This is a genomic window from Enterobacter cloacae complex sp. 394F7 (assembly GCF_057320385.1).
In genome coordinates, this window is record NZ_JBXWCS010000010.1 from 121,783 (window position 1) to 141,424 (window position 19,642).

The 19,642-nt window shown below is 55.7% G+C and carries 18 protein-coding genes and 5 tRNA genes; 12 read left to right on the forward strand and 11 right to left on the reverse strand.

Annotated features, from left to right (window positions below; translation table 11 throughout):
* Nucleotides 1–57 precede the first annotated feature (57 nt).
* From nrdH to leuA, 12 genes are all read left to right on the forward strand, one after another.
* Entirely contained in the window at nt 58–297 is a 240-nt protein-coding gene (gene nrdH / locus AC2FAK_RS16045) for a glutaredoxin-like protein NrdH (protein ID WP_013098419.1), read from the forward strand.
* Nucleotides 294–704 (forward strand): class Ib ribonucleoside-diphosphate reductase assembly flavoprotein NrdI, encoded by a 411-nt coding sequence (gene nrdI, locus AC2FAK_RS16050; RefSeq protein ID WP_029883717.1) that lies wholly within the window; start codon nt 294–296, stop codon nt 702–704. The genes nrdH and nrdI overlap by 4 nt, the downstream gene beginning before the upstream one ends.
* Nucleotides 677–2,821, forward strand: coding sequence for a class 1b ribonucleoside-diphosphate reductase subunit alpha (nrdE, locus tag AC2FAK_RS16055; protein WP_095455306.1), 2,145 nt, complete (start codon nt 677–679; stop codon nt 2,819–2,821). The genes nrdI and nrdE overlap by 28 nt, the downstream gene beginning before the upstream one ends.
* Before the next feature lie 9 nt (nt 2,822–2,830).
* Nucleotides 2,831–3,790, forward strand: coding sequence for a class 1b ribonucleoside-diphosphate reductase subunit beta (gene nrdF / locus AC2FAK_RS16060; RefSeq protein ID WP_095455305.1), 960 nt, complete (start codon nt 2,831–2,833; stop codon nt 3,788–3,790).
* Nucleotides 3,791–4,123: 333 nt separating this feature from the next.
* Nucleotides 4,124–5,326 carry a glycine betaine/L-proline ABC transporter ATP-binding protein ProV gene (gene proV / locus AC2FAK_RS16065; RefSeq protein ID WP_095455304.1) on the forward strand — a complete coding sequence of 401 codons (1,203 nt, stop codon included), beginning with the start codon at nt 4,124–4,126 and terminating at the stop codon, nt 5,324–5,326.
* Nucleotides 5,319–6,383: a glycine betaine/L-proline ABC transporter permease ProW gene (proW, locus tag AC2FAK_RS16070; protein ID WP_013098424.1), complete on the forward strand. Its 1,065-nt coding sequence runs from the start codon at nt 5,319–5,321 to the stop codon at nt 6,381–6,383. The genes proV and proW overlap by 8 nt, the downstream gene beginning before the upstream one ends.
* A 9-nt stretch (nt 6,384–6,392) precedes the next feature.
* Nucleotides 6,393–7,388 (forward strand): glycine betaine/L-proline ABC transporter substrate-binding protein ProX, encoded by a 996-nt coding sequence (gene proX, locus AC2FAK_RS16075; RefSeq protein WP_013098425.1) that lies wholly within the window; start codon nt 6,393–6,395, stop codon nt 7,386–7,388.
* 188 nt (nt 7,389–7,576) lie between these two features.
* A complete protein-coding gene (locus AC2FAK_RS16080; protein ID WP_095455303.1) occupies nt 7,577–8,761 on the forward strand; it encodes an MFS transporter in 1,185 nt (394 codons plus the stop codon).
* Nucleotides 8,762–9,075: 314 nt separating this feature from the next.
* Complete coding sequence (gene mprA / locus AC2FAK_RS16085) at nt 9,076–9,606, forward strand: transcriptional repressor MprA (protein WP_013098427.1); 531 nt, start codon at nt 9,076–9,078, stop codon at nt 9,604–9,606.
* Between the two features lie 129 nt (nt 9,607–9,735).
* On the forward strand, nt 9,736–10,908 hold the full coding sequence (gene emrA / locus AC2FAK_RS16090; protein WP_013098428.1) for a multidrug efflux MFS transporter periplasmic adaptor subunit EmrA: 1,173 nt from the start codon (nt 9,736–9,738) through the stop codon (nt 10,906–10,908).
* Between the two features lie 16 nt (nt 10,909–10,924).
* Nucleotides 10,925–12,472 carry a multidrug efflux MFS transporter permease subunit EmrB gene (gene emrB / locus AC2FAK_RS16095; RefSeq protein ID WP_013098429.1) on the forward strand — a complete coding sequence of 516 codons (1,548 nt, stop codon included), beginning with the start codon at nt 10,925–10,927 and terminating at the stop codon, nt 12,470–12,472.
* 166 nt (nt 12,473–12,638) lie between these two features.
* Entirely contained in the window at nt 12,639–14,294 is a 1,656-nt protein-coding gene (gene leuA / locus AC2FAK_RS16100) for a 2-isopropylmalate synthase (RefSeq protein WP_057072118.1), read from the forward strand.
* Here leuA and AC2FAK_RS16105 read toward each other — a convergent pair.
* From AC2FAK_RS16105 to csrA, 11 genes are all read right to left on the reverse strand, one after another.
* Complete coding sequence (locus AC2FAK_RS16105; protein WP_094084772.1) at nt 14,272–15,045, reverse strand: AraC family transcriptional regulator; 774 nt, start codon at nt 15,043–15,045, stop codon at nt 14,272–14,274. The two genes, leuA and AC2FAK_RS16105, sit on opposite strands and share 23 nt — an antisense overlap.
* Before the next feature lie 53 nt (nt 15,046–15,098).
* Entirely contained in the window at nt 15,099–15,614 is a 516-nt protein-coding gene (gene luxS / locus AC2FAK_RS16110) for an S-ribosylhomocysteine lyase (RefSeq protein WP_013098432.1), read from the reverse strand.
* Nucleotides 15,615–15,767: 153 nt separating this feature from the next.
* Nucleotides 15,768–17,312, reverse strand: a complete 1,545-nt coding sequence (gene gshA / locus AC2FAK_RS16115; protein WP_013098433.1) for a glutamate--cysteine ligase — start codon at nt 17,310–17,312, stop codon at nt 15,768–15,770.
* Nucleotides 17,313–17,395: 83 nt separating this feature from the next.
* Entirely contained in the window at nt 17,396–17,824 is a 429-nt protein-coding gene (locus tag AC2FAK_RS16120; protein ID WP_014833021.1) for a YqaA family protein, read from the reverse strand.
* Nucleotides 17,821–18,387: a fructose-1-phosphate/6-phosphogluconate phosphatase gene (gene yqaB, locus AC2FAK_RS16125; protein WP_020686219.1), complete on the reverse strand. Its 567-nt coding sequence runs from the start codon at nt 18,385–18,387 to the stop codon at nt 17,821–17,823. Before yqaB ends, AC2FAK_RS16120 begins: the two co-directional genes overlap by 4 nt.
* Before the next feature lie 117 nt (nt 18,388–18,504).
* Nucleotides 18,505–18,581, reverse strand: a tRNA-Arg gene (locus AC2FAK_RS16130).
* Nucleotides 18,582–18,646: 65 nt separating this feature from the next.
* Nucleotides 18,647–18,723: transfer RNA gene (locus tag AC2FAK_RS16135), tRNA-Arg, on the reverse strand.
* Nucleotides 18,724–18,752: 29 nt separating this feature from the next.
* Nucleotides 18,753–18,829 (reverse strand) — tRNA-Arg (locus tag AC2FAK_RS16140).
* Between the two features lie 64 nt (nt 18,830–18,893).
* A tRNA-Arg gene (locus AC2FAK_RS16145) sits at nt 18,894–18,970 on the reverse strand.
* A gap of 4 nt (nt 18,971–18,974) precedes the next feature.
* Nucleotides 18,975–19,067: transfer RNA gene (locus AC2FAK_RS16150), tRNA-Ser, on the reverse strand.
* A 343-nt stretch (nt 19,068–19,410) separates the two neighbouring features.
* Complete coding sequence (gene csrA / locus AC2FAK_RS16155; protein ID WP_000906486.1) at nt 19,411–19,596, reverse strand: carbon storage regulator CsrA; 186 nt, start codon at nt 19,594–19,596, stop codon at nt 19,411–19,413.
* Between the last annotated feature and the right edge of the window lie 46 nt (nt 19,597–19,642).

Below are 19,642 nucleotides of genomic sequence, written 5' to 3' on the forward strand. Positions count from 1 at the left end.
ACACAACCTGACGCGATGCTTCGCGCCGTTCTCTCATTTTAAATGGAAATACGAATCATGAGCATTATTATTTACACTCGTAACGATTGTGTTCAGTGCCACGCGACCAAACGCGCTATGGAAAGCCGCGGGGTGGACTTTGAGATGGTGAATATCGATCTGGTGCCCGAGGCTGCCGATACTCTGCGTGCCCAGGGATTTCGCCAGCTGCCAGTGGTGGTGGCCGGGGAAACCAGCTGGTCTGGCTTTCGCCCGGACATGATTAACCGCCTCGCCGCGCAGGCCGCAAGGGCATGAGCGGGCTGGTCTACTTCTCCAGCAGCTCGGAAAACACGCTCCGCTTTATTGAGCGCGTCGGGCTGCCTGCGGTGCGCATTCCGCTCAACGAGCGGGAGCGTATTCAGGTAGACGACCCTTACATTCTGGTGGTTCCCAGCTATGGCGGCGGCGGTACGGCAGGTGCGGTACCGCGTCAGGTGATCCGCTTTCTCAACGATCCCCATAACCGCGCGCTTATTCGCGGCGTGATTGCGGCGGGCAATCGTAATTTCGGCGACGCCTTTGGTCGCGCCGGGGATGTCATCTCTCAAAAATGCGGCGTGCCGTATCTCTATCGCTTTGAACTGATGGGGACACAGCAGGACGTAGAGAACGTGCGTAAAGGAGTGAACGAATTTTGGCAACGACAACCGCAGAACGCGTAATGCAGGCGACACCGGACTACCACGCCTTAAACGCGATGCTTAACCTCTACGATCGCGAGGGGCGCATCCAGTTTGGTAAAGATCATGACGCCGTGGACGCCTTTTTTGCCGCCCACGTCCGTCCAAACAGCGTGACGTTCGCCAGCCAGGATGAGCGTCTCGACTACCTGGTCAACGAAGGGTATTACGAAGAACGCGTGCTCTCCCGTTACGACCGCGCCTTTGTGGTCAGGTTATTTGAGCGGGCTCACGCCAGCGGTTTTCGGTTCCAGACGTTTCTGGGCGCCTGGAAGTATTACTCCAGCTACACCCTGAAAACCTTTGACGGCAAACGCTACCTTGAAAGCTTTGAGGATCGCGTGGTGATGGTGGCGCTGACCCTGGCCCAGGGCGATGAAGCCCTGGCTGAACAGCTGATGGAAGAGATCCTCTCCGGACGCTTCCAGCCAGCCACTCCGACCTTCCTTAACTGCGGCAAGGCCCAGCGCGGCGAGCTGGTCTCCTGTTTCCTGCTGCGTATAGAAGACAATATGGAGTCGATTGGCCGCGCGGTGAATTCGGCGCTGCAGCTGTCCAAACGCGGCGGCGGCGTGGCGTTTTTACTGTCTAACCTGCGTGAAGCGGGTGCGCCAATTAAGCGCATTGAGAACCAGTCATCCGGCGTGATCCCGGTAATGAAGATGCTGGAAGATGCCTTCTCCTACGCCAACCAGCTTGGCGCGCGTCAGGGGGCCGGGGCAGTCTACCTGCACGCCCACCACCCGGACATTCTGCGTTTTCTGGATACCAAACGCGAAAACGCCGACGAAAAAATCCGTATCAAAACCCTGTCGCTCGGCGTGGTGATCCCGGATATCACCTTTAAGCTCGCCAAAGAGAATGCCGACATGGCGCTGTTCTCGCCGTATGACATCGAGCGAATTTACGGCAAAGCGTTTGGTGACGTGGCGATAAGCGAGCTTTACGACGAGCTGGTTGCCGACGATCGCATTCGCAAAAAATACATCAACGCCCGCGATTTCTTCCAGCGGCTTGCCGAAATTCAGTTTGAGTCCGGCTACCCGTATATCATGTATGAAGACACGGTAAACCGTGCGAACCCGATTGCCGGGCGCATCAACATGAGCAACCTCTGTTCGGAGATTTTGCAGGTCAACAGCGCGTCCACTTATGACGAGAATCTGGACTACGCCGACATCGGCAAAGATATCTCCTGCAACCTCGGGTCGCTGAATATTGCCCACACCATGGATTCCCCCGATTTTGGCCGTACGGTCGACACGGCAGTTCGCGGCCTGACGGCAGTATCAGACATGAGTCATATCCGCAGCGTGCCGTCCATTGAGGCAGGCAACGCCGCGTCGCACGCCATTGGTCTGGGGCAGATGAACCTGCACGGCTATCTGGCGCGGGAAGGCATCGCCTACGGCAGCCCGGAAGGGCTGGATTTCACCAACCTCTATTTTTACACCATCACCTGGCATGCGCTGCACACCTCAATGATGCTGGCGCGCGAGCGCAACCAGCGCTTCGCGGGCTTTGAGCAGTCGCGCTATGCCAGCGGGGAATATTTCAGTCAGTACCTGGAGGGCGACTGGCAGCCGAAAACGGAGAAAGTGCGCGCGTTATTTGCCCGCGCCGGGATCGTTCTGCCCACGCGCGAAATGTGGCAGCAGCTGCGTGACGATGTGATGCGCCACGGCATCTATAACCAGAACCTGCAGGCGGTGCCGCCCACCGGCTCTATCTCCTATATCAATCACGCCACGTCGAGCATTCACCCGATTGTGTCGAAAATTGAGATCCGCAAGGAGGGCAAAACCGGGCGCGTCTACTACCCCGCCCCGTTTATGACCAATGAGAACCTGGCGCTGTATCAGGACGCGTATGAAATTGGCCCGGAAAAAATCATCGATACCTACGCCGAAGCAACCCGGCACGTGGATCAGGGCCTGTCGCTGACGCTCTTCTTCCCGGACACGGCCACCACGCGGGATATCAACAAAGCACAGATTTATGCCTGGAAGAAAGGCATTAAAACGCTCTATTACATTCGCCTGCGCCAGCTTGCGCTGGAAGGCACCGAAATCGAAGGCTGCGTGTCCTGCGCGCTGTAAGGAGAAAGGATGAAACTGTCACGCGTGAGTGCGATTAACTGGAACCACATTCAGGATGATAAGGACCTGGAGGTGTGGAACCGCCTGACCAGCAACTTCTGGCTGCCGGAAAAAGTGCCGCTTTCTAACGATATTCCGGCCTGGCAAACCCTGAGTCATGCCGAGCAGCAGCTGACAATCCGCGTCTTTACCGGTCTGACGCTGCTGGACACCATCCAGAATACCCTTGGCGCCCCCGCGCTGATGGCCGATGCGCTGACGCCGCACGAAGAGGCGGTGATGTCGAACATCAGTTTTATGGAAGCGGTGCACGCCCGCTCCTACAGTTCGATCTTCTCGACGATGTGCCAGACCAAAGATGTGGATGCGGCCTACAGCTGGAGTGAAGAGAGCGAGTCACTGCAGCGCAAGGCCAACCTGGTGCTGGATTATTATCAGGCCGATGAGCCGCTGAAGAAGAAAATCGCCAGCGTGTTTCTGGAATCATTCCTCTTCTACTCTGGCTTCTGGCTGCCGATGTACTGGTCGAGCCGCGGCAAACTCACCAACACCGCCGATCTCATTCGCCTCATTATCCGGGATGAAGCGGTGCACGGGTATTACATCGGCTATAAGTACCAGAAAGGGCTGGAGAAAGTCAGTGATGCCAGACGCGAGGAGCTAAAAGGATTTGCCCTTGATTTGCTGATGGATCTCTATGATAACGAACTGAGCTATACCGAAGAGCTCTACGCCGGAACCGGCTGGGAAGAGGAGGTAAAAGCCTTCCTCTGTTACAACGCCAATAAGGCGCTGATGAACCTCGGCTACGAGGCGTTGTTCCCGCCGGAAATGGCCGACGTGAACCCGGCAATTCTGGCGGCGCTCTCCCCCAACGCTGATGAAAACCACGACTTCTTTTCCGGGTCCGGCTCATCGTATGTGATGGGTAAAGCGGTGGAAACAGAAGATGAGGACTGGGATTTTTAATGAGCGCCTTAACGTTCATTAATTAAATATAAATATTCCAATTTCCTTCCGGATATTTCACCTTCAGCTACACTGTCATCTCCACGACATATTCGCCTGAATCACTCCGATCCAGGCGAATTCTCCCGATGGCGCAGCAAAAAATTCACAAAAATTCAGATCGCGCTCAGCCCTTTACTCATGGGAAATTCAGCCGTTTCGCTTACTGCAAAATTCAACCCATAAGCAAACCCAGGGTTGCCTCAGAATCTGAGTATGTTAGGGTTATGCCCGTTAACAATTTACCATGGTAATCATATCGACATAAACAAATAACAGGACACTCTCTATTGCATGGCAATTAAATTAGAAGTGAAGAATCTTTATAAAATATTTGGCGAGCATCCGCAGCGCGCATTCAAATATATTGAAAAAGGCCTTTCGAAAGAGCAAATTCTGGAAAAAACCGGGCTATCGCTTGGCGTTAAAGACGCCAGTCTGGCCATTGAAGAAGGCGAGATTTTTGTCATCATGGGGTTATCCGGTTCGGGTAAATCCACTATGGTTCGCCTTCTCAATCGCCTGATTGAACCCACCCGTGGGCAGGTCCTGATTGATGGTGTAGACATTGCCCAAATATCAGATGCCGAACTCCGCGAGGTGCGCAGAAAAAAAATTGCGATGGTCTTCCAGTCGTTCGCCCTGATGCCGCATATGACGGTACTGGATAATACCGCCTTTGGTATGGAATTAGCGGGCGTTGCCGCCAGCGAACGTCAGGAAAAAGCACTTGATGCATTGCGCCAGGTGGGGCTTGAAAATTATGCCCATGCGTATCCGGATGAGCTTTCCGGCGGCATGCGTCAGCGTGTAGGTTTAGCCCGCGCATTAGCCATTAATCCCGATATTTTATTAATGGATGAAGCCTTCTCGGCGCTTGATCCCTTAATTCGCACCGAGATGCAGGATGAGCTGGTAAAATTACAGGCCAGACATCAGCGAACGATTGTTTTTATTTCTCACGATCTCGATGAAGCCATGCGTATTGGCGACCGCATTGCCATTATGCAAAATGGCAAAGTGGTGCAGGTCGGTACACCGGATGAAATTCTGAATAATCCGGCAAATGATTATGTGCGGACCTTCTTCCGCGGCGTGGATATTAGCCAGGTGTTTAGCGCCAAAGATATTGCCCGTCGTACCCCGAACGGCATTATTCGTAAAACGCCAGGTTTCGGTCCGCGCTCTGCCCTTAAGCTTCTGCAGGACGAAGACCGTGAATACGGTTATCTGGTTGAACGCGGCAATAAATTTGTCGGCGTTGTCTCCATCGATTCTCTCAAAACCGCGCTCAGCGAAAACCAGGGAATTGATGCGGCGTTAATTGACGCTCCGCTCGCCGTGGATGCCGAAACGCCGCTCAGCGAGTTGCTCTCTCACGTCGGCCAGGCACCCTGTGCCGTGCCGGTTATTGGAGAAGAACAACAGTACGTCGGCATCATCTCAAAACGGATGTTGCTGCAGGCTTTAGATCGCGAGGGGGCAAACCATGGCTGATCAATCTAACCCGTGGGGCACCACAGAGGCAGCAGACAGCGCTGCGCAATCTGCCGATGCGTGGGGTTCCACGCCAGCACCGGCCGATGGCGGTGGCGCGGCAGACTGGCTCAATAATGCGCCAGCACCGGCACCAGAACATTTCAATATTATGGATCCGTTCCACAAAACGCTGATCCCCCTGGACAGCTGGGTAACGGAGGGGATCGACTGGGTGGTTACCCATTTCCGTCCCGTCTTCCAGGGGATCCGCGTTCCGGTGGATTACATCCTCAACGGCTTCCAGCAGCTGATGCTGGGCATGCCCGCGCCGGTGGCGATTGTGCTGTTCTCGCTGATCGCCTGGCAGTTTGGTAGCGCAGGCATGGGGATCGCCACGCTGATCTCGTTGATTGCGATTGGTGCCATTGGCGCGTGGTCGCAGGCGATGATCACCCTGGCACTGGTGCTGACCGCCCTGCTCTTCTGCATTGTCATCGGTTTGCCTACGGGGATCTGGCTGGCGCGCAGTCCACGGGCGGCGAAGATCGTTCGTCCGCTGCTGGATGCGATGCAAACCACGCCAGCGTTCGTTTATCTGGTGCCCATCGTGATGCTGTTCGGTATCGGCAACGTGCCGGGCGTGGTGGTGACCATTATCTTTGCCCTGCCGCCGATTATTCGTCTGACAATACTCGGGATTAACCAGGTGCCTGCGGATCTGATTGAGGCCTCCCGTTCGTTCGGTGCCAGCCCGCGGCAGATGCTGTTTAAAGTTCAGCTCCCGCTGGCAATGCCTACCATCATGGCGGGGGTTAACCAGACGCTGATGCTGGCGCTCTCGATGGTGGTGATCGCCTCGATGATTGCCGTTGGCGGGCTGGGTCAAATGGTACTGCGCGGTATTGGCCGCCTCGATATGGGGCTGGCGACCGTCGGCGGCGTGGGCATTGTGATCCTCGCCATTATCCTTGACCGCCTGACCCAGGCTGTCGGTCGTGATTCACGCAGTCGCGGCAACCGTCGCTGGTATACCACCGGCCCTGTCGGGTTACTCACCCGCCCATTCAGAAAATAAGGAACAACGATGCGACATAAGGTACTTTTTGCCACAGCGTTTGCCACCCTTGTCTCCACCAGCGCATTCGCCGCGGACCTGCCGGGTAAAGGCATTACCGTGCAGCCGGTGCAGAGCACCATTTCGGAAGAGAGCTTCCAGACGCTTATCGTCAGCCGCGCGCTGGAGAAGCTGGGTTATACGGTCAATACGCCGAGCGAAGTGGATTACAACGTCGGCTACACCTCGATTGCCTCCGGTGATGCGACCTTCACTGCCGTCAACTGGCAGCCGCTGCACGACGATATGTACGCCGCGGCTGGCGGTGATAAGAAGTTCTACCGTGAAGGCACCTTCGTGACCGGTGCGGCGCAGGGTTATCTGATCGACAAGAAAACCGCCGACCAGTACCACATCACCAATATTGAGCAGCTGAAAGATCCGAAGATCGCCAAACTGTTCGACACTAACGGCGACGGCAAAGCCGATATGATGGGCTGCTCGCCGGGCTGGGGTTGTGAAGCGGTGATTAACCACCAGAACAAAGCGTACGGTCTGGCGAAAACCGTCGACGTGAGCCACGGCAACTACTCAGCGATGATGGCCGACACCATCGCCCGCTTTAAAGAGGGCAAACCGGTGATTTATTACACCTGGACCCCGTACTGGGTGAGCGACGTGCTAAAGCCGGGTAAAGATGTGGTGTGGCTGCAGGTACCGTTCTCCTCCCTGCCGGGCGAGCAGAAAGATATCGACACCAAACTGCCGAACGGCATGAACTACGGCTTCCCGGTGAATACGATGCATATCGTCGCCAACAAAGCCTGGGCGGAGAAAAACCCTGCCGCGGCCAAACTGTTCTCGGTAATGAAGCTGCCGCTGGCGGACATCAACGCCCAGAATGCGATGATGCACGCGGGCAAATCGTCTGAGGCGGATGTGAAGGGCCACGTTGACGGCTGGATTAAAGCCCACCAGCAGCAGTTTGATGGCTGGGTGAAGGAAGCGCTTGAGGCGCAGAAGTAAGTTTTTCCCCTCACCCCGGCCCTCTTAATCGTTCCCTCTCCCACAGGGAGAGGGTTAGGATGAGGGCACCAGACCGCACCATCCCCTAAACCGCACAATCCATCACCCAACAATCCCCCATCCTTCACAATCATTGGTTATTATTGTTTCCGGAAAAATAATCACTTAACTAATGATTTCTGAAACCCATGACAAAAACATCTCAGGGGCTTAGCCCCGCGCTTATTCTTTTAATGTCCGTGGCAACGGGTCTGGCGGTCGCCAGTAACTACTACGCTCAACCTCTGCTCGATACCATCGCCCGGGCGTTTAACCTTTCTGCCAGCTCGGCAGGCTTTATTGTCACCGCCGCGCAGCTCGGCTATGCCGCCGGACTGCTGTTCCTGGTGCCGCTCGGCGATATGTTTGAGCGCCGGATGCTGATTGTCTCCATGAGCCTGCTGGCCGCAGGCGGCATGCTGATCACCGCCAGCAGCCACTCTTTAACAATGATGATTATCGGCACCGCGCTGACGGGTCTGTTCTCCGTGGTGGCGCAAATTCTGGTTCCACTGGCCGCCACCCTCGCCGCACCGGAAAAGCGCGGCAAAGTGGTGGGCACTATCATGAGCGGCCTGCTGCTGGGGATACTGCTGGCACGTACCGTAGCAGGTCTGCTGGCCAGCCTTGGCGGCTGGCGTACCGTCTACTGGGTGGCAAGCGTGCTGATGGTGGTGATGGCGCTCGCGCTCTGGCGCGGCTTGCCGAAGGTGAAGCAGGAAAATCACCTGAACTATCCTCAGCTTCTGGCCTCCGTGTTCAGCCTCTTTACCCGGGATAAACTCCTGCGCACCCGTGCGCTGCTGGGATGTTTCACCTTCGCCAACTTCAGCATTCTATGGACGTCGATGGCCTTTCTGCTGGCTGCACCGCCATTTAACTATTCCGAAGGGGTGATTGGTCTGTTTGGTCTGGCTGGTGCGGCGGGGGCGCTCGGCGCGCGTCCGGCAGGCGGGCTGGCCGATAAGGGCAAATCTCACATGACCACCAGCGCGGGACTGGTGCTGCTTCTGCTCTCCTGGGCGGCCATCTGGTACGGTCATACCTCCGTGCTGGCGCTGATCGTCGGCATTCTGGTGCTCGACCTCACCGTACAGGGCGTGCATATCACTAACCAGACCGTGATTTACCGCGTGAAGCCAGACGCGCGAAACCGTCTTACTGCCGGGTACATGACCAGCTACTTCATTGGTGGTGCTGCGGGCTCGTTAATTTCCGCCTCGGCGTGGCAGCATGGCGGGTGGACAGGCGTGTGCGCGACAGGAGCCGTTGTCGCCGCGCTAAACCTGGTAGTATGGTGGCGCGGATACCATCGCCAGGAAGCCATTCACTAAGTTTTACATAGCTTTGGGCCTCTTAGGGTGTAAAGGGGCCCCTCACTCTGTTAATGTAAACGTAATCATTTATCCCAGAAATTTTAATGTGGGTGACATATTTTCAAACGGCATGAATAGTTCAGACCCCTGTCCTCACATCCTCTCTTCCGCGGGTTCATCCCTCTCTCTTTCTGTGCTCACCGGGTCACGGACTCACCCGGCGCTTTCTGATAGTGACATTAGTTTGGCGGATTTAACCGCACAAATAATTCATTTACATTATTTGTCACTGTCGTTACTATATCGGCTGTAATTAATGAGGTTATGCCCAAATGGATAGTTCGTTTACGCCCATTGAACAAATGCTTAAATTCCGCGCCAGTCGTCATGAGGACTTCCCGTATCAGGAAATCCTGCTGACCCGCCTGTGCATGCACATGCAGGGGAAACTGCTGGATAATCGTAATAAGATGCTGAAAGCTCAGGGGATTAACGAGACGTTATTTATGGCGTTGATTACGCTGGAGTCTCAGGAAAACCACAGTATTCAGCCGTCTGAGCTGAGCTGCGCGCTGGGTTCGTCCCGTACGAACGCCACCCGTATCGCTGATGAGCTGGAAAAGCGCGGCTGGATTGAACGCCGTGAAAGCGATAACGACCGCCGTTGCCTGCATCTGCAACTGACCGACAAAGGTCACCAATTCCTGCGTGAGGTGCTGCCACCTCAGCACAACTGCCTGCACAAACTCTGGTCTGTCCTCAGCACAAGCGAGCGCGACCAGCTTGAGCACATCACTCGCAAGCTGCTCACCCGTCTGGATCAGATGGATGAAGATGGCGCCATCCTTGAGGCGCTGCGCTAACGCGACGACACGCTCGAACATCCAGATTTAATAAAAGAAAACTGACAGGCCAGCACGTTACACTGCTGGCCTTTCTGACAACAGGTCGGCTCAGCCGATGTGAAAATAAGAAGATCGTGGAGAACAACAATGAGCGCAAATGCGGAGAACACAACCCCGCAGCAACCGGCCAACAAGAAAGGCAAACGTAAGAGCGCCCTTCTTCTGTTGACCTTGCTCTTTATCATTATTGCCGTGGCATATGGGATCTATTGGTTTTTAGTATTGCGTCATGCAGAAGAGACAGACGACGCATACGTGGCAGGGAATCAGGTACAAATTATGGCGCAGGTGTCGGGCAGCGTGACGAAAGTCTGGGCTGACAATACCGACTTTGTGCAAAAAGGGGATGTGCTGGTCACGCTGGATCCGACCGACGCTCAACAGGCGTTTGAAAAAGCACAGACCGCGCTGGCCTCCAGCGTGCGTCAGACCCGTCAGCTGATGATCAACAGCAAGCAGCTGCAGGCCAACATCGACGTGCAGAAAACCGCACTCGCCCAGGCACAGAGCGATTTGAACCGTCGCGTGCCGCTCGGTACTGCCAATCTGATTGGCCGTGAAGAGCTGCAGCACGCCCGCGATGCCGTTGCCAGCGCCCAGGCGCAGCTGGATGTGGCTATTCAGCAGTACAACGCTAACCAGGCGATGATTCTCGGTACCAGCCTTGAAAACCAGCCTGCGGTACAACAGGCGGCGACCGAAGTGCGTAACGCATGGCTTGCCCTGCAGCGTACCAAAATCGTCAGCCCGATGACCGGCTACGTCTCCCGTCGTTCCGTACAGCCAGGCGCGCAGATCAGCCCAACCACGCCGCTGATGGCGGTCGTGCCGGCGGACAATCTGTGGGTTGATGCGAACTTCAAAGAGACGCAGCTTGCCCATATGCGTATCGGCCAGACCGCAACTGTTATCAGCGACATTTACGGTGACGACGTGAAGTACACCGGTAAAGTAGTGGGTCTGGATATGGGTACCGGCAGCGCCTTCTCGCTGCTGCCTGCGCAAAACGCCACCGGTAACTGGATCAAAGTGGTGCAGCGTCTGCCTGTGCGTATCGAGCTTGATCCTAAACAGCTGGCAGACCATCCGCTGCGTATTGGCCTCTCCACGCTGGTGACGGTGGATACCGCTAACCGCGACGGCCAGATTCTGGCAAGCCAGGTACGTAGCACCCCGGCTTATGAAAGTAACGCCCGTGAAATTAGCCTCGATCCGGTCAACAAGCTGATCGATGACATCGTGAAGGCAAACGCCGGTTAATCCGAAGGTGAGCGTTATGCAACAGCAAAAGCCGCAAAAACCGCTGGAAGGCGCGCAGCTGGTCATTATGACCATTGCGCTGTCGCTGGCGACATTCATGCAGGTGCTGGACTCCACCATCGCAAACGTGGCGATCCCGACGATCGCCGGGAACCTTGGCTCATCATTGAGCCAGGGAACCTGGGTCATTACCTCGTTCGGGGTGGCAAACGCCATCTCCATTCCGATTACCGGCTGGCTGGCGAAGCGCGTCGGTGAGGTGAAGTTGTTCCTGTGGTCAACAGTGGCGTTTGTGCTGGCCTCCTGGGCGTGCGGGATGTCCAGCAGCCTGACGATGCTGATTTTCTTCCGCGTCATCCAGGGGATTGTCGCCGGGCCGCTGATCCCCCTTTCGCAAAGTTTGCTGCTGAGTAACTACCCGCCTGCAAAACGCTCCGTCGCGCTGGCGCTGTGGTCAATGACCGTGATCGTCGCGCCTATCTGCGGACCGATTCTCGGCGGGTACATCAGCGATAACTACCACTGGGGTTGGATCTTCTTCATCAACGTTCCGATTGGAGCGGTTGTGGTTCTGATGACGCTGCAATCCTTGCGCGGTCGTGAGACCCGTACCGAACAGCGGCGAATCGACAGCATTGGTCTGGCGCTGCTGATCCTCGGTATCGGCAGTCTGCAGATAATGCTCGACCGGGGTAAGGAGCTGGACTGGTTCAACTCGCAGGAGATCATCATCCTGACCATTGTCGCGGTGGTGTCGCTGAGCTTCCTGATTGTCTGGGAGCTGACGGACGACAACCCGATAGTCGATCTCTCGCTGTTTAAGTCGCGAAATTTCACCATCGGCTGTCTGTGTATCAGCCTCGCCTATATGCTCTACTTCGGCGCGATTGTTCTGCTGCCGCAGCTGCTGCAGGAGGTGTATGGCTATACCGCGACCTGGGCGGGTCTGGCCTCTGCGCCTGTTGGGGTGATCCCGGTGCTGCTGTCGCCAATCATTGGCCGCTTTGCCCATAAGCTCGACATGCGCAGGCTGGTGACTTTCAGCTTCATTATGTATGCGGTGTGCTTCTACTGGCGTGCGTATACCTTTGAACCGGGGATGGACTTTGGCGCCTCTGCGTGGCCGCAGTTTATTCAGGGCTTCGCGGTAGCGTGCTTCTTTATGCCGCTGACCACCATCACGCTGTCTGGCTTACCGCCTGAGCGTCTGGCGGCCGCGTCGAGCCTGTCGAACTTTACCCGTACATTAGCGGGCTCCATCGGGACATCGATCACCACCACGCTGTGGACAAACCGGGAATCGATGCACCATGCGCAGCTGACCGAAGCGGTAAATCCGTACAACCCGAATGCGCAGCAGATGTATAGCCAGCTTCAGGGGATGGGCATGACGGAACAGCAGGCGTCCGGTTGGATTGCCCAGCAGATCACCAACCAGGGGCTGATTATCTCGGCTAACGAGATTTTCTGGATATCCGCGGGGATCTTCATCGTCCTGCTGGGGCTGGTGTGGTTTGCCAGACCGCCGTTTGGTGCCGGCGGTGGAGGGGGTGGCGCGCACTAGTCCTCTGCGTGAAATGCCCGATGGCGCTTCGCTTACCGGGCCTACGATATGTGCACATCCGGCAAAACCCGCGCTGTTGTCCAAAACGCGACAGCAATTGTCACATCCGATAAAGCAGCGCTCCTGAAATCGATTCACGATAGTGAAAAGACAACAGGAGCGCATCATGCTGAACACACCCGCCGACAAGTACCAGCCTTATCCCGTTATTTCTCTTCCCGACCGTCGCTGGCCTGAGCAACGCATCACCCATGCCCCGCGCTGGCTCTCAACCGATTTACGCGATGGCAACCAGGCCCTGGCCGAACCCATGGACAGCACGCGCAAGCTGCAGTTCTGGGATCTGCTGTTAAGCTGCGGGTTTAAAGAGATTGAAGTTGCCTTTCCTTCTGCCTCGCAGACGGATTTCAACTTTGTTCGCCAGTTGATTGAAGAGAATCGCATCCCGGATGACGTCACAATTCAGGTATTAACCCAGGCACGAGAAGACCTGATCGTCCGCACCTTTGAATCGTTACGTGGCGCGAAACAGGCCACCGTCCATCTGTATAACGCCACCGCCCCGCTGTTTCGCCGCCTGGTGTTCGGCCTGGAGAAAGCGCAAATCGTTGAGCTGGCAACACGCTCCACGCGGCTTATCCGCACGCTGTGCGAAGAGAACCCGGAGACGCGCTGGCAGTACGAATACTCCCCGGAGACCTTCTGCTTTACCGAGCCGGAGTTTGCGCTGGAGATTTGTGAAGCGGTGGCGGAGATCTGGCAGCCCTGCACCGAACGGCCCATGGTGATCAACTTACCGGCCACCGTGGAGGTCAGCACGCCGAACGTGTATGCCGATCAGATTGAGTATTTCTGCCGCCACTTTAGCCGTCGCGCCGATGTTTGCATCAGCGTTCATCCGCATAATGACCGCGGCACCGGCGTGGCCAGCGCGGAGCTGGCGGTGATGGCGGGTGCGGACCGGGTGGAAGGCTGTCTGTTTGGCAACGGCGAACGCACGGGCAACGTCTGCCTGGTAACGCTGGCGATGAATCTCTACAGCCAGGGGATCAGCCCGAATCTCAACTTTAGCGATATGAACCGGGTGGTAGAAGTAGTGGAAGCCTGCAACCAGCTTCCGGTACACCCGCGCCATCCGTGGGCGGGACGGCTGGCCTATACCGCCTTCTCGGGCTCGCATCAGGACGCCATCAAAAAAGGCTTTGATGCCCGCAAACCGGGCGAGCGCTGGGAGATGCCGTACCTGCCCGTCGATCCGCAGGATATCGGCTGCACGTATGAAGCGGTGATCAGGGTTAACAGCCAGTCCGGGAAAAGCGGCAGCGCCTGGCTCATCGAGCAGAATCATGGTCTGAAGTTGCCCCGCGCGTTGCAGCAGGATTTTAGCCAGCATGTGCAGCAGGAGACCGATCGCCATGGTAAAGAGATGACGCAGCACGCCCTGTGGCAACTGTTTCGCAGCCGCTACGGGCTGGTCGCAGACCCACACTTTGCCCTGCAATCTTATCGCAGCGACAGTCAGCAGGACGGTCAGTTACGTTTGACGGCAAGCGTCGTGACGCAGGGCGCAACGCGCCAGCTTGAAGGCCAGGGCAACGGGCTGTTATCCGCGGCAGCCAGTGGGTTAAGCCGCTGGCTCAACACCCCGTTTGTGATTAAAGACTACCACGAACATACGCTGGGGGAGCGCAGCGACAGCCGCTCGGTGGCTTACATCCGCTGCCTGTTCCAGGACGGCAGCAGCCGTTGGGGAGTGGGCATTGACAGTGACGTGGCGCGCGCCTCGCTCCAGGCGCTGTTTAATGCGGTGAGCTGTCTTTGAAGTAATCGCTGGGTGATGTCCCCATCACCCGGCGAAACATCGCGGTAAAGGCGCTGTGGCTACCGTAGCCCAGATCCAGCGCCACGCGTAACACGGGCTGCCCCTGAGCCAGCCGTTGCAACGCCTCCAGCAGGCGCGCCCTTCTCAACCACTCTGCGTAGCGTAAACCGGTCTGCTGTTGAAAATGACGGTTCAGTGTGCGCTCGCTCATGCCTGCGGAACTCGCCGCCTCAGTACTGCTCCAGCTTTCACCGGGTGCCTGGCGGATCCGCTGGCAAAGCTGGCGTAACGGCTCGCTTTCCGGCTCCGGCAGATGAAACGGCAGCACTGGCATCAAACGGATCTCATCCAGAATCAGCTCATACACCCGCTCGTCGCGGCTCCCCGGCGAGTAAGACTCATCAAGCAGCAGGGAAGCGAGGATCAGTTCGCGTAACAGCGACGAGATCTGCACGATCTGGCAGGTTGCAGGGAGATCGGCCCGCGCCAGCGGATCGATAAACAGCGTACGCGCCGCCACGTTGCCGGTGATGCGAAGCGAGTGTTGCGTTCCTGCTGGCAGCCAGACGCCACGGCCCGGCGGTACAACCCAACAGCCCGATGCGGTATCCACTCTTACCACCCCGCTCAGGGTGTGCAGCAGCTGGGCACAGTCGTGCTGGTGCCACGGCTCGCTGTCACCATGAACGTAATCATGGGCAAACGGAACGAGGGGACGATGGGTAAAGGAGAAGGTAGACGTTGTGGTCATGGGTTAAACAACCCTCACCCTACCCTCTCCCGGTGGGAGAGGGAAAAGGTGCACTAGATGTGCAGTTCCTGCAGTTTTTCTTTTGGCAGGGCCAGCTCTTCGTTGCTGTTGACGCGAACATCACGCTCGATGATGTGACGCGCGATCTCCTGGGCTTCTTCCAGAGAGTGCATCTGGTATGTGCCGCACTGGTAGACGTTCAGCTCGGGGATCTGGTTCTGCTCTTTTACCTTCAGCACGTCCTGCATGGCCGCTTTCCACGCATCAGCAACACGCTTCTCTTCCGGCTGGCCGATCAGGCTCATGTAAAAACCGGTACGGCAGCCCATCGGAGAAATATCGATAATCTCCACGCCGTTACCGTTCAGGTGGTCACGCATAAAACCAGCAAACAGGTGTTCCAGCGTATGAATGCCTTTCTCCGGCATCACTTCTTTATTCGGCACGCAGAAGCGCAGATCGAAAACGGTGATCGTGTCGCCGTGCGGGGTGTTCATGGTCTTCGCCACGCGGACTGCAGGTGCTTCCATACGGGTATGGTCGACAGTAAAGCTATCTAATAACGGCATACGTCACCTCCGATAGTGATTTTTTTTAAAATAAACTGAACTCTTCTACAGAATGCACGTCTGAGTATATGAAAGACGCGCATTTGTTATCATCATCCCTGAATTCAGAGATGTATATTTTGGCCACAGCGATGTGGCCTTTTTCTTTTCTGCTTAAGCCTGCTTCGCCAGGAACGCCTCAAACGACTCCGTATCCGCCGCTTCGACCTCTTTCTGACGTACGACAGACGCATCGCGCTCCGCCGCAAAATCCGCTTCGCTCAGGATCTCTAAAGGCTCCTGCATCAGCATTTCACGGTACTCCGCGGAGAGTGCACGCCCTGTTCCGCCGATGCCCTGATCAATCATAGAACGCAGAATACGCGCCGAGAATGTCAGTTCCGGGTTATCAAAGCATTCCACTAACTGGTCGCAGACCTGTTGATACGCTTCGCCACCGTAAAGGCTGTCCATTGTCTGGGCAACGCGCTTCAGGTCGCGGAACAGATCTTTACCCACTTTAGGCAGCGGGAACTGCGCCGTTTCACAGCCGATACCCAGCGTCAGGCCCGGTTTGCGTCCTTCCAGGATCACGCGGTTCCAGTTAGTGCGGGTACAGAGCAGTTCGTCTGAACTCATTTCCGGCGCATCGGCCAGCACACACCAGACCATAAACAGATCCAGGAAGCGAACCTGCTGCTCATCAACACCGACCGGTGAGAACGGGTTGATATCCAGTGAGCGCACTTCAATGTATTCGATCCCGCCGCGCTGCAGCGCATCCGACGGGGTTTCACCGCTGCGCGTCACGCGCTTCGGACGAATCGGTGCGTACAGTTCGTTTTCAATCTGCAGCACATTGCTGTTGATTTGCAGACGTTTGCCGTCTTTTTCGAGTCCGATTTTCTCGTACTCTTCCGACGGGGTTTTGATCGCCCGCTTCAATCCTGCCACATATTCGTGCAATTCGTTAAACGTAATACCGAGATTGCTTTGCGATTTATTGGTATAGCCAAGGTCGCTCAGACGCAGCGAGGTGGCATACGGCAGGTAGTACATTCCGCACGCGGTCTTCTCGAACGGTAGCGTAGTCGGTTTCCCCTGCAGGAACGAGGAGCATATAGCCGGAGACGCACCAAACAGGTAAGGAATAACCCAGCCAAAACGGTAATAGTTGCGGATCAGGCGGAAGTAACCCGCGGAGATCGCATCCTTATCCGTTTCACCGCATTTCGCCTGCCAGAAAGCCATCGGCAAAGAGAAGTTGTAATGTACGCCTGAGATCGTCTGCATCAACGCGCCGTAGCGGTTTTTCAGACCCTCGCGATACAGCGTTTTCAGTCGACCGATATTCGACGTGCCGTATTGCGCCAGTTCAATCTCCTGCCCCTGCTCGATATAGCAGGGCATGCTGAGCGGCCACATACGCTCATCGCCCATATTTCGGGCGGTGTAGCGATGGATGTCGCGCAATATCGTCAGCATATGATCAATATCACCGTCCACCGGAGTGATAAATTCCAGCAGTGCTTCAGCGAAATCGGTAGTGATCCATTTATGTGTCAGCGCCGAGCCTAACGTCTTCGGGTGACCCGTCGTCGCTAAGCTGCCATCCGCGTTTACGCGCAGCGTTTCACGCTCAAGGCCACGCTGAATACCCTTCAGTGCCTGAGGGTGGTTTTCCAGCCAGGCCAGCGCCTGTGATACGTCCGGGATCAAATTGACCTCCCGCCTGTCAAAGTAATGTTACTCAGCATAATTGTAATGGTTGACGATTGAAGGTCGCGTATTCATTCCACCAATTAGTGCCACCACGTCATACCCTGTAGTGTTGCCCACGCCACAAGAACATAGCGCAACGCCTTGCCAAGGCACAAAAAAAAGAGCACCGGCCCCCAGGAGATGCGCATCCATCCCGCCAGCAGACACAGTAAATCGCCTATTACAGGCATCCAGCTTAATAACAGCGTGGCAGCGCCATAGCGTTTTAGCCAGCCGACTGCCTTTTCCTGCCAGCGCGATTTTTCACGCAGCGGAAAGAAACGCCCAAGAATAACGTTAGTCAGCCCTCCAAGGCTATTACCCATTGTTGCTATTAACACAAGCAACCAGGGCTGACTCACGCCAGACAACAGCATCGCCACCAGCACCACTTCCGAATTACCCGGTAAGAGCGTAGCACTTAAAAAACTACTGGCGAATAATGATAAAAGTGACAGCGCGTCACTCACAGTAAGCGAACATCCACCGCATCCATTCCGGCAGCACGCGCGGCCTGAATGCCAAAGTCGGCATCTTCAAAGACAACGCATTTTGCCGCCGGCACACCCATTCGTTCTGCACAAAGCAGGAAGGTGTCCGGTGCGGGTTTGTGATTTTTAACATGGTCGGCGGCAACCACAGCAGAAAAATAGTGGCGCAGGCCAAGATGATTGAGCAGCGCTTCGGCGATGGCGCTTTCGCTGCCCGTGCCGACCGACATCGGGCGACGTCCGTGCCACTCTTTTACCACGTCAATAAGCGGCAGAGGACGCACGGTATCCAGCAGGATAGCTTTGACTGCATCTGTTTTTTCACGCGCGAGCTGGTGCGGATCGAGATCGGCCTGATTAAGTTCAATCACGGCCTGTGCGATACGCCAGGTAGGAGATCCGTTGAGGGCAATCATCGCCTGGAGATCGAAGCGCATACCGTAACGTCCAAGAACGTCCGTCCAGGCCTGGCGATGCGTGGGTTCGGTATCCAGAAGCGTGCCATCCATATCGAAGATCAAACCGTCATACTGTGCGTACATCGTGCTCTCGCTAACCGATTAACAAAGGGTTACTTTATCGTAAACGGGCGTTTTTGTCGCTGACAGAGAGTGTGATTGCTGACGGAACGTCGAAGGAATAAACAAACCAGGAGAAGATGGTGCATCCGGGAGGATTCGAACCTCCGACCGCTCGGTTCGTAGCCGAGTACTCTATCCAGCTGAGCTACGGATGCATCGGGATTTACTGCTATTGCTGCTGATACTTGGTGTCACTTAAAAAGCAACACAAAGTAATAGATGGTGCATCCGGGAGGATTCGAACCTCCGACCGCTCGGTTCGTAGCCGAGTACTCTATCCAGCTGAGCTACGGATGCATCAGGGTACTGCTTTCAGAAATAGTAAATGGTGCATCCGGGAGGATTCGAACCTCCGACCGCTCGGTTCGTAGCCGAGTACTCTATCCAGCTGAGCTACGGATGCATCGGGATTTACTACTGTACTGCTCGATGTTCATATCACTTCTAAAGCAATATGAAGTAATAGATGGTGCATCCGGGAGGATTCGAACCTCCGACCGCTCGGTTCGTAGCCGAGTACTCTATCCAGCTGAGCTACGGATGCAAAATGGCGGTGAGGCGGGGATTCGAACCCCGGATGCAGCTTTTGACCGCATACTCCCTTAGCAGGGGAGCGCCTTCAGCCTCTCGGCCACCTCACCACACAACGCCTCTTTCGAGTGCTTCGAGCCACTCGTTAAGAGCTTCTCGTCGCTGCGTGGCGCATATATTACTTTCTGGGACTTATAAGTCAAACAATTTTCCAAAAGCTTTTATCGTTTGCACAAATCACACGCAATTCGCATGTAAAAGCCGCAAAGAGAGTGTTTTATAAGCGGATTTTGCAGGTATCCTCACAGAAATCTATGAAGAGAAGCGTGTGGTTTGGACGAGATAAGCTGGCGAGAGTGGTTAAAAACAGAGCGATTGAAATCGGACGGTAACTTTAAGCAGGAAAAATAACAGGAGGGGTTGCGTCTCGCCCGACAGCGAGACGCGACAATATCAGTAACTGGACTGCTGGGATTTTTCAGCCTGGATACGCTGGTAGATCTCTTCACGGTGGACAGATACTTCTTTAGGAGCGTTAACACCAATACGTACCTGGTTACCCTTTACCCCTAAAACTGTCACGGTGACCTCATCCCCAATCATGAGGGTCTCACCAACTCGACGAGTCAGAATCAGCATTCTTTGCTCCTTGAAAGATTAAAAGAGTCGGGTCTCTTGTATCCCG

What these genes read in the sequence shown, in the direction of transcription:
- AC2FAK_RS16105 (WP_094084772.1), bottom strand. Translation starts at nt 15,045, where the DNA reads ATGACCACAACGTCTACCTTCTCCTTTACCCATCGTCCCCTCGTTCCG.
- nrdI (WP_029883717.1), top strand. Translation starts at nt 294, where the DNA reads ATGAGCGGGCTGGTCTACTTCTCCAGCAGCTCGGAAAACACGCTCCGC.
- yqaB (WP_020686219.1), bottom strand. Translation starts at nt 18,387, where the DNA reads ATGTACGCACAGTATGACGGTTTGATCTTCGATATGGATGGCACGCTT.
- emrB (WP_013098429.1), top strand. Translation starts at nt 10,925, where the DNA reads ATGCAACAGCAAAAGCCGCAAAAACCGCTGGAAGGCGCGCAGCTGGTC.
- leuA (WP_057072118.1), top strand. Translation starts at nt 12,639, where the DNA reads ATGCTGAACACACCCGCCGACAAGTACCAGCCTTATCCCGTTATTTCT.
- emrA (WP_013098428.1), top strand. Translation starts at nt 9,736, where the DNA reads ATGAGCGCAAATGCGGAGAACACAACCCCGCAGCAACCGGCCAACAAG.
- proX (WP_013098425.1), top strand. Translation starts at nt 6,393, where the DNA reads ATGCGACATAAGGTACTTTTTGCCACAGCGTTTGCCACCCTTGTCTCC.
- csrA (WP_000906486.1), bottom strand. Translation starts at nt 19,596, where the DNA reads ATGCTGATTCTGACTCGTCGAGTTGGTGAGACCCTCATGATTGGGGAT.
- nrdF (WP_095455305.1), top strand. Translation starts at nt 2,831, where the DNA reads ATGAAACTGTCACGCGTGAGTGCGATTAACTGGAACCACATTCAGGAT.
- AC2FAK_RS16080 (WP_095455303.1), top strand. Translation starts at nt 7,577, where the DNA reads ATGACAAAAACATCTCAGGGGCTTAGCCCCGCGCTTATTCTTTTAATG.
- nrdH (WP_013098419.1), top strand. Translation starts at nt 58, where the DNA reads ATGAGCATTATTATTTACACTCGTAACGATTGTGTTCAGTGCCACGCG.
- proW (WP_013098424.1), top strand. Translation starts at nt 5,319, where the DNA reads ATGGCTGATCAATCTAACCCGTGGGGCACCACAGAGGCAGCAGACAGC.
- luxS (WP_013098432.1), bottom strand. Translation starts at nt 15,614, where the DNA reads ATGCCGTTATTAGATAGCTTTACTGTCGACCATACCCGTATGGAAGCA.
- mprA (WP_013098427.1), top strand. Translation starts at nt 9,076, where the DNA reads ATGGATAGTTCGTTTACGCCCATTGAACAAATGCTTAAATTCCGCGCC.
- proV (WP_095455304.1), top strand. Translation starts at nt 4,124, where the DNA reads ATGGCAATTAAATTAGAAGTGAAGAATCTTTATAAAATATTTGGCGAG.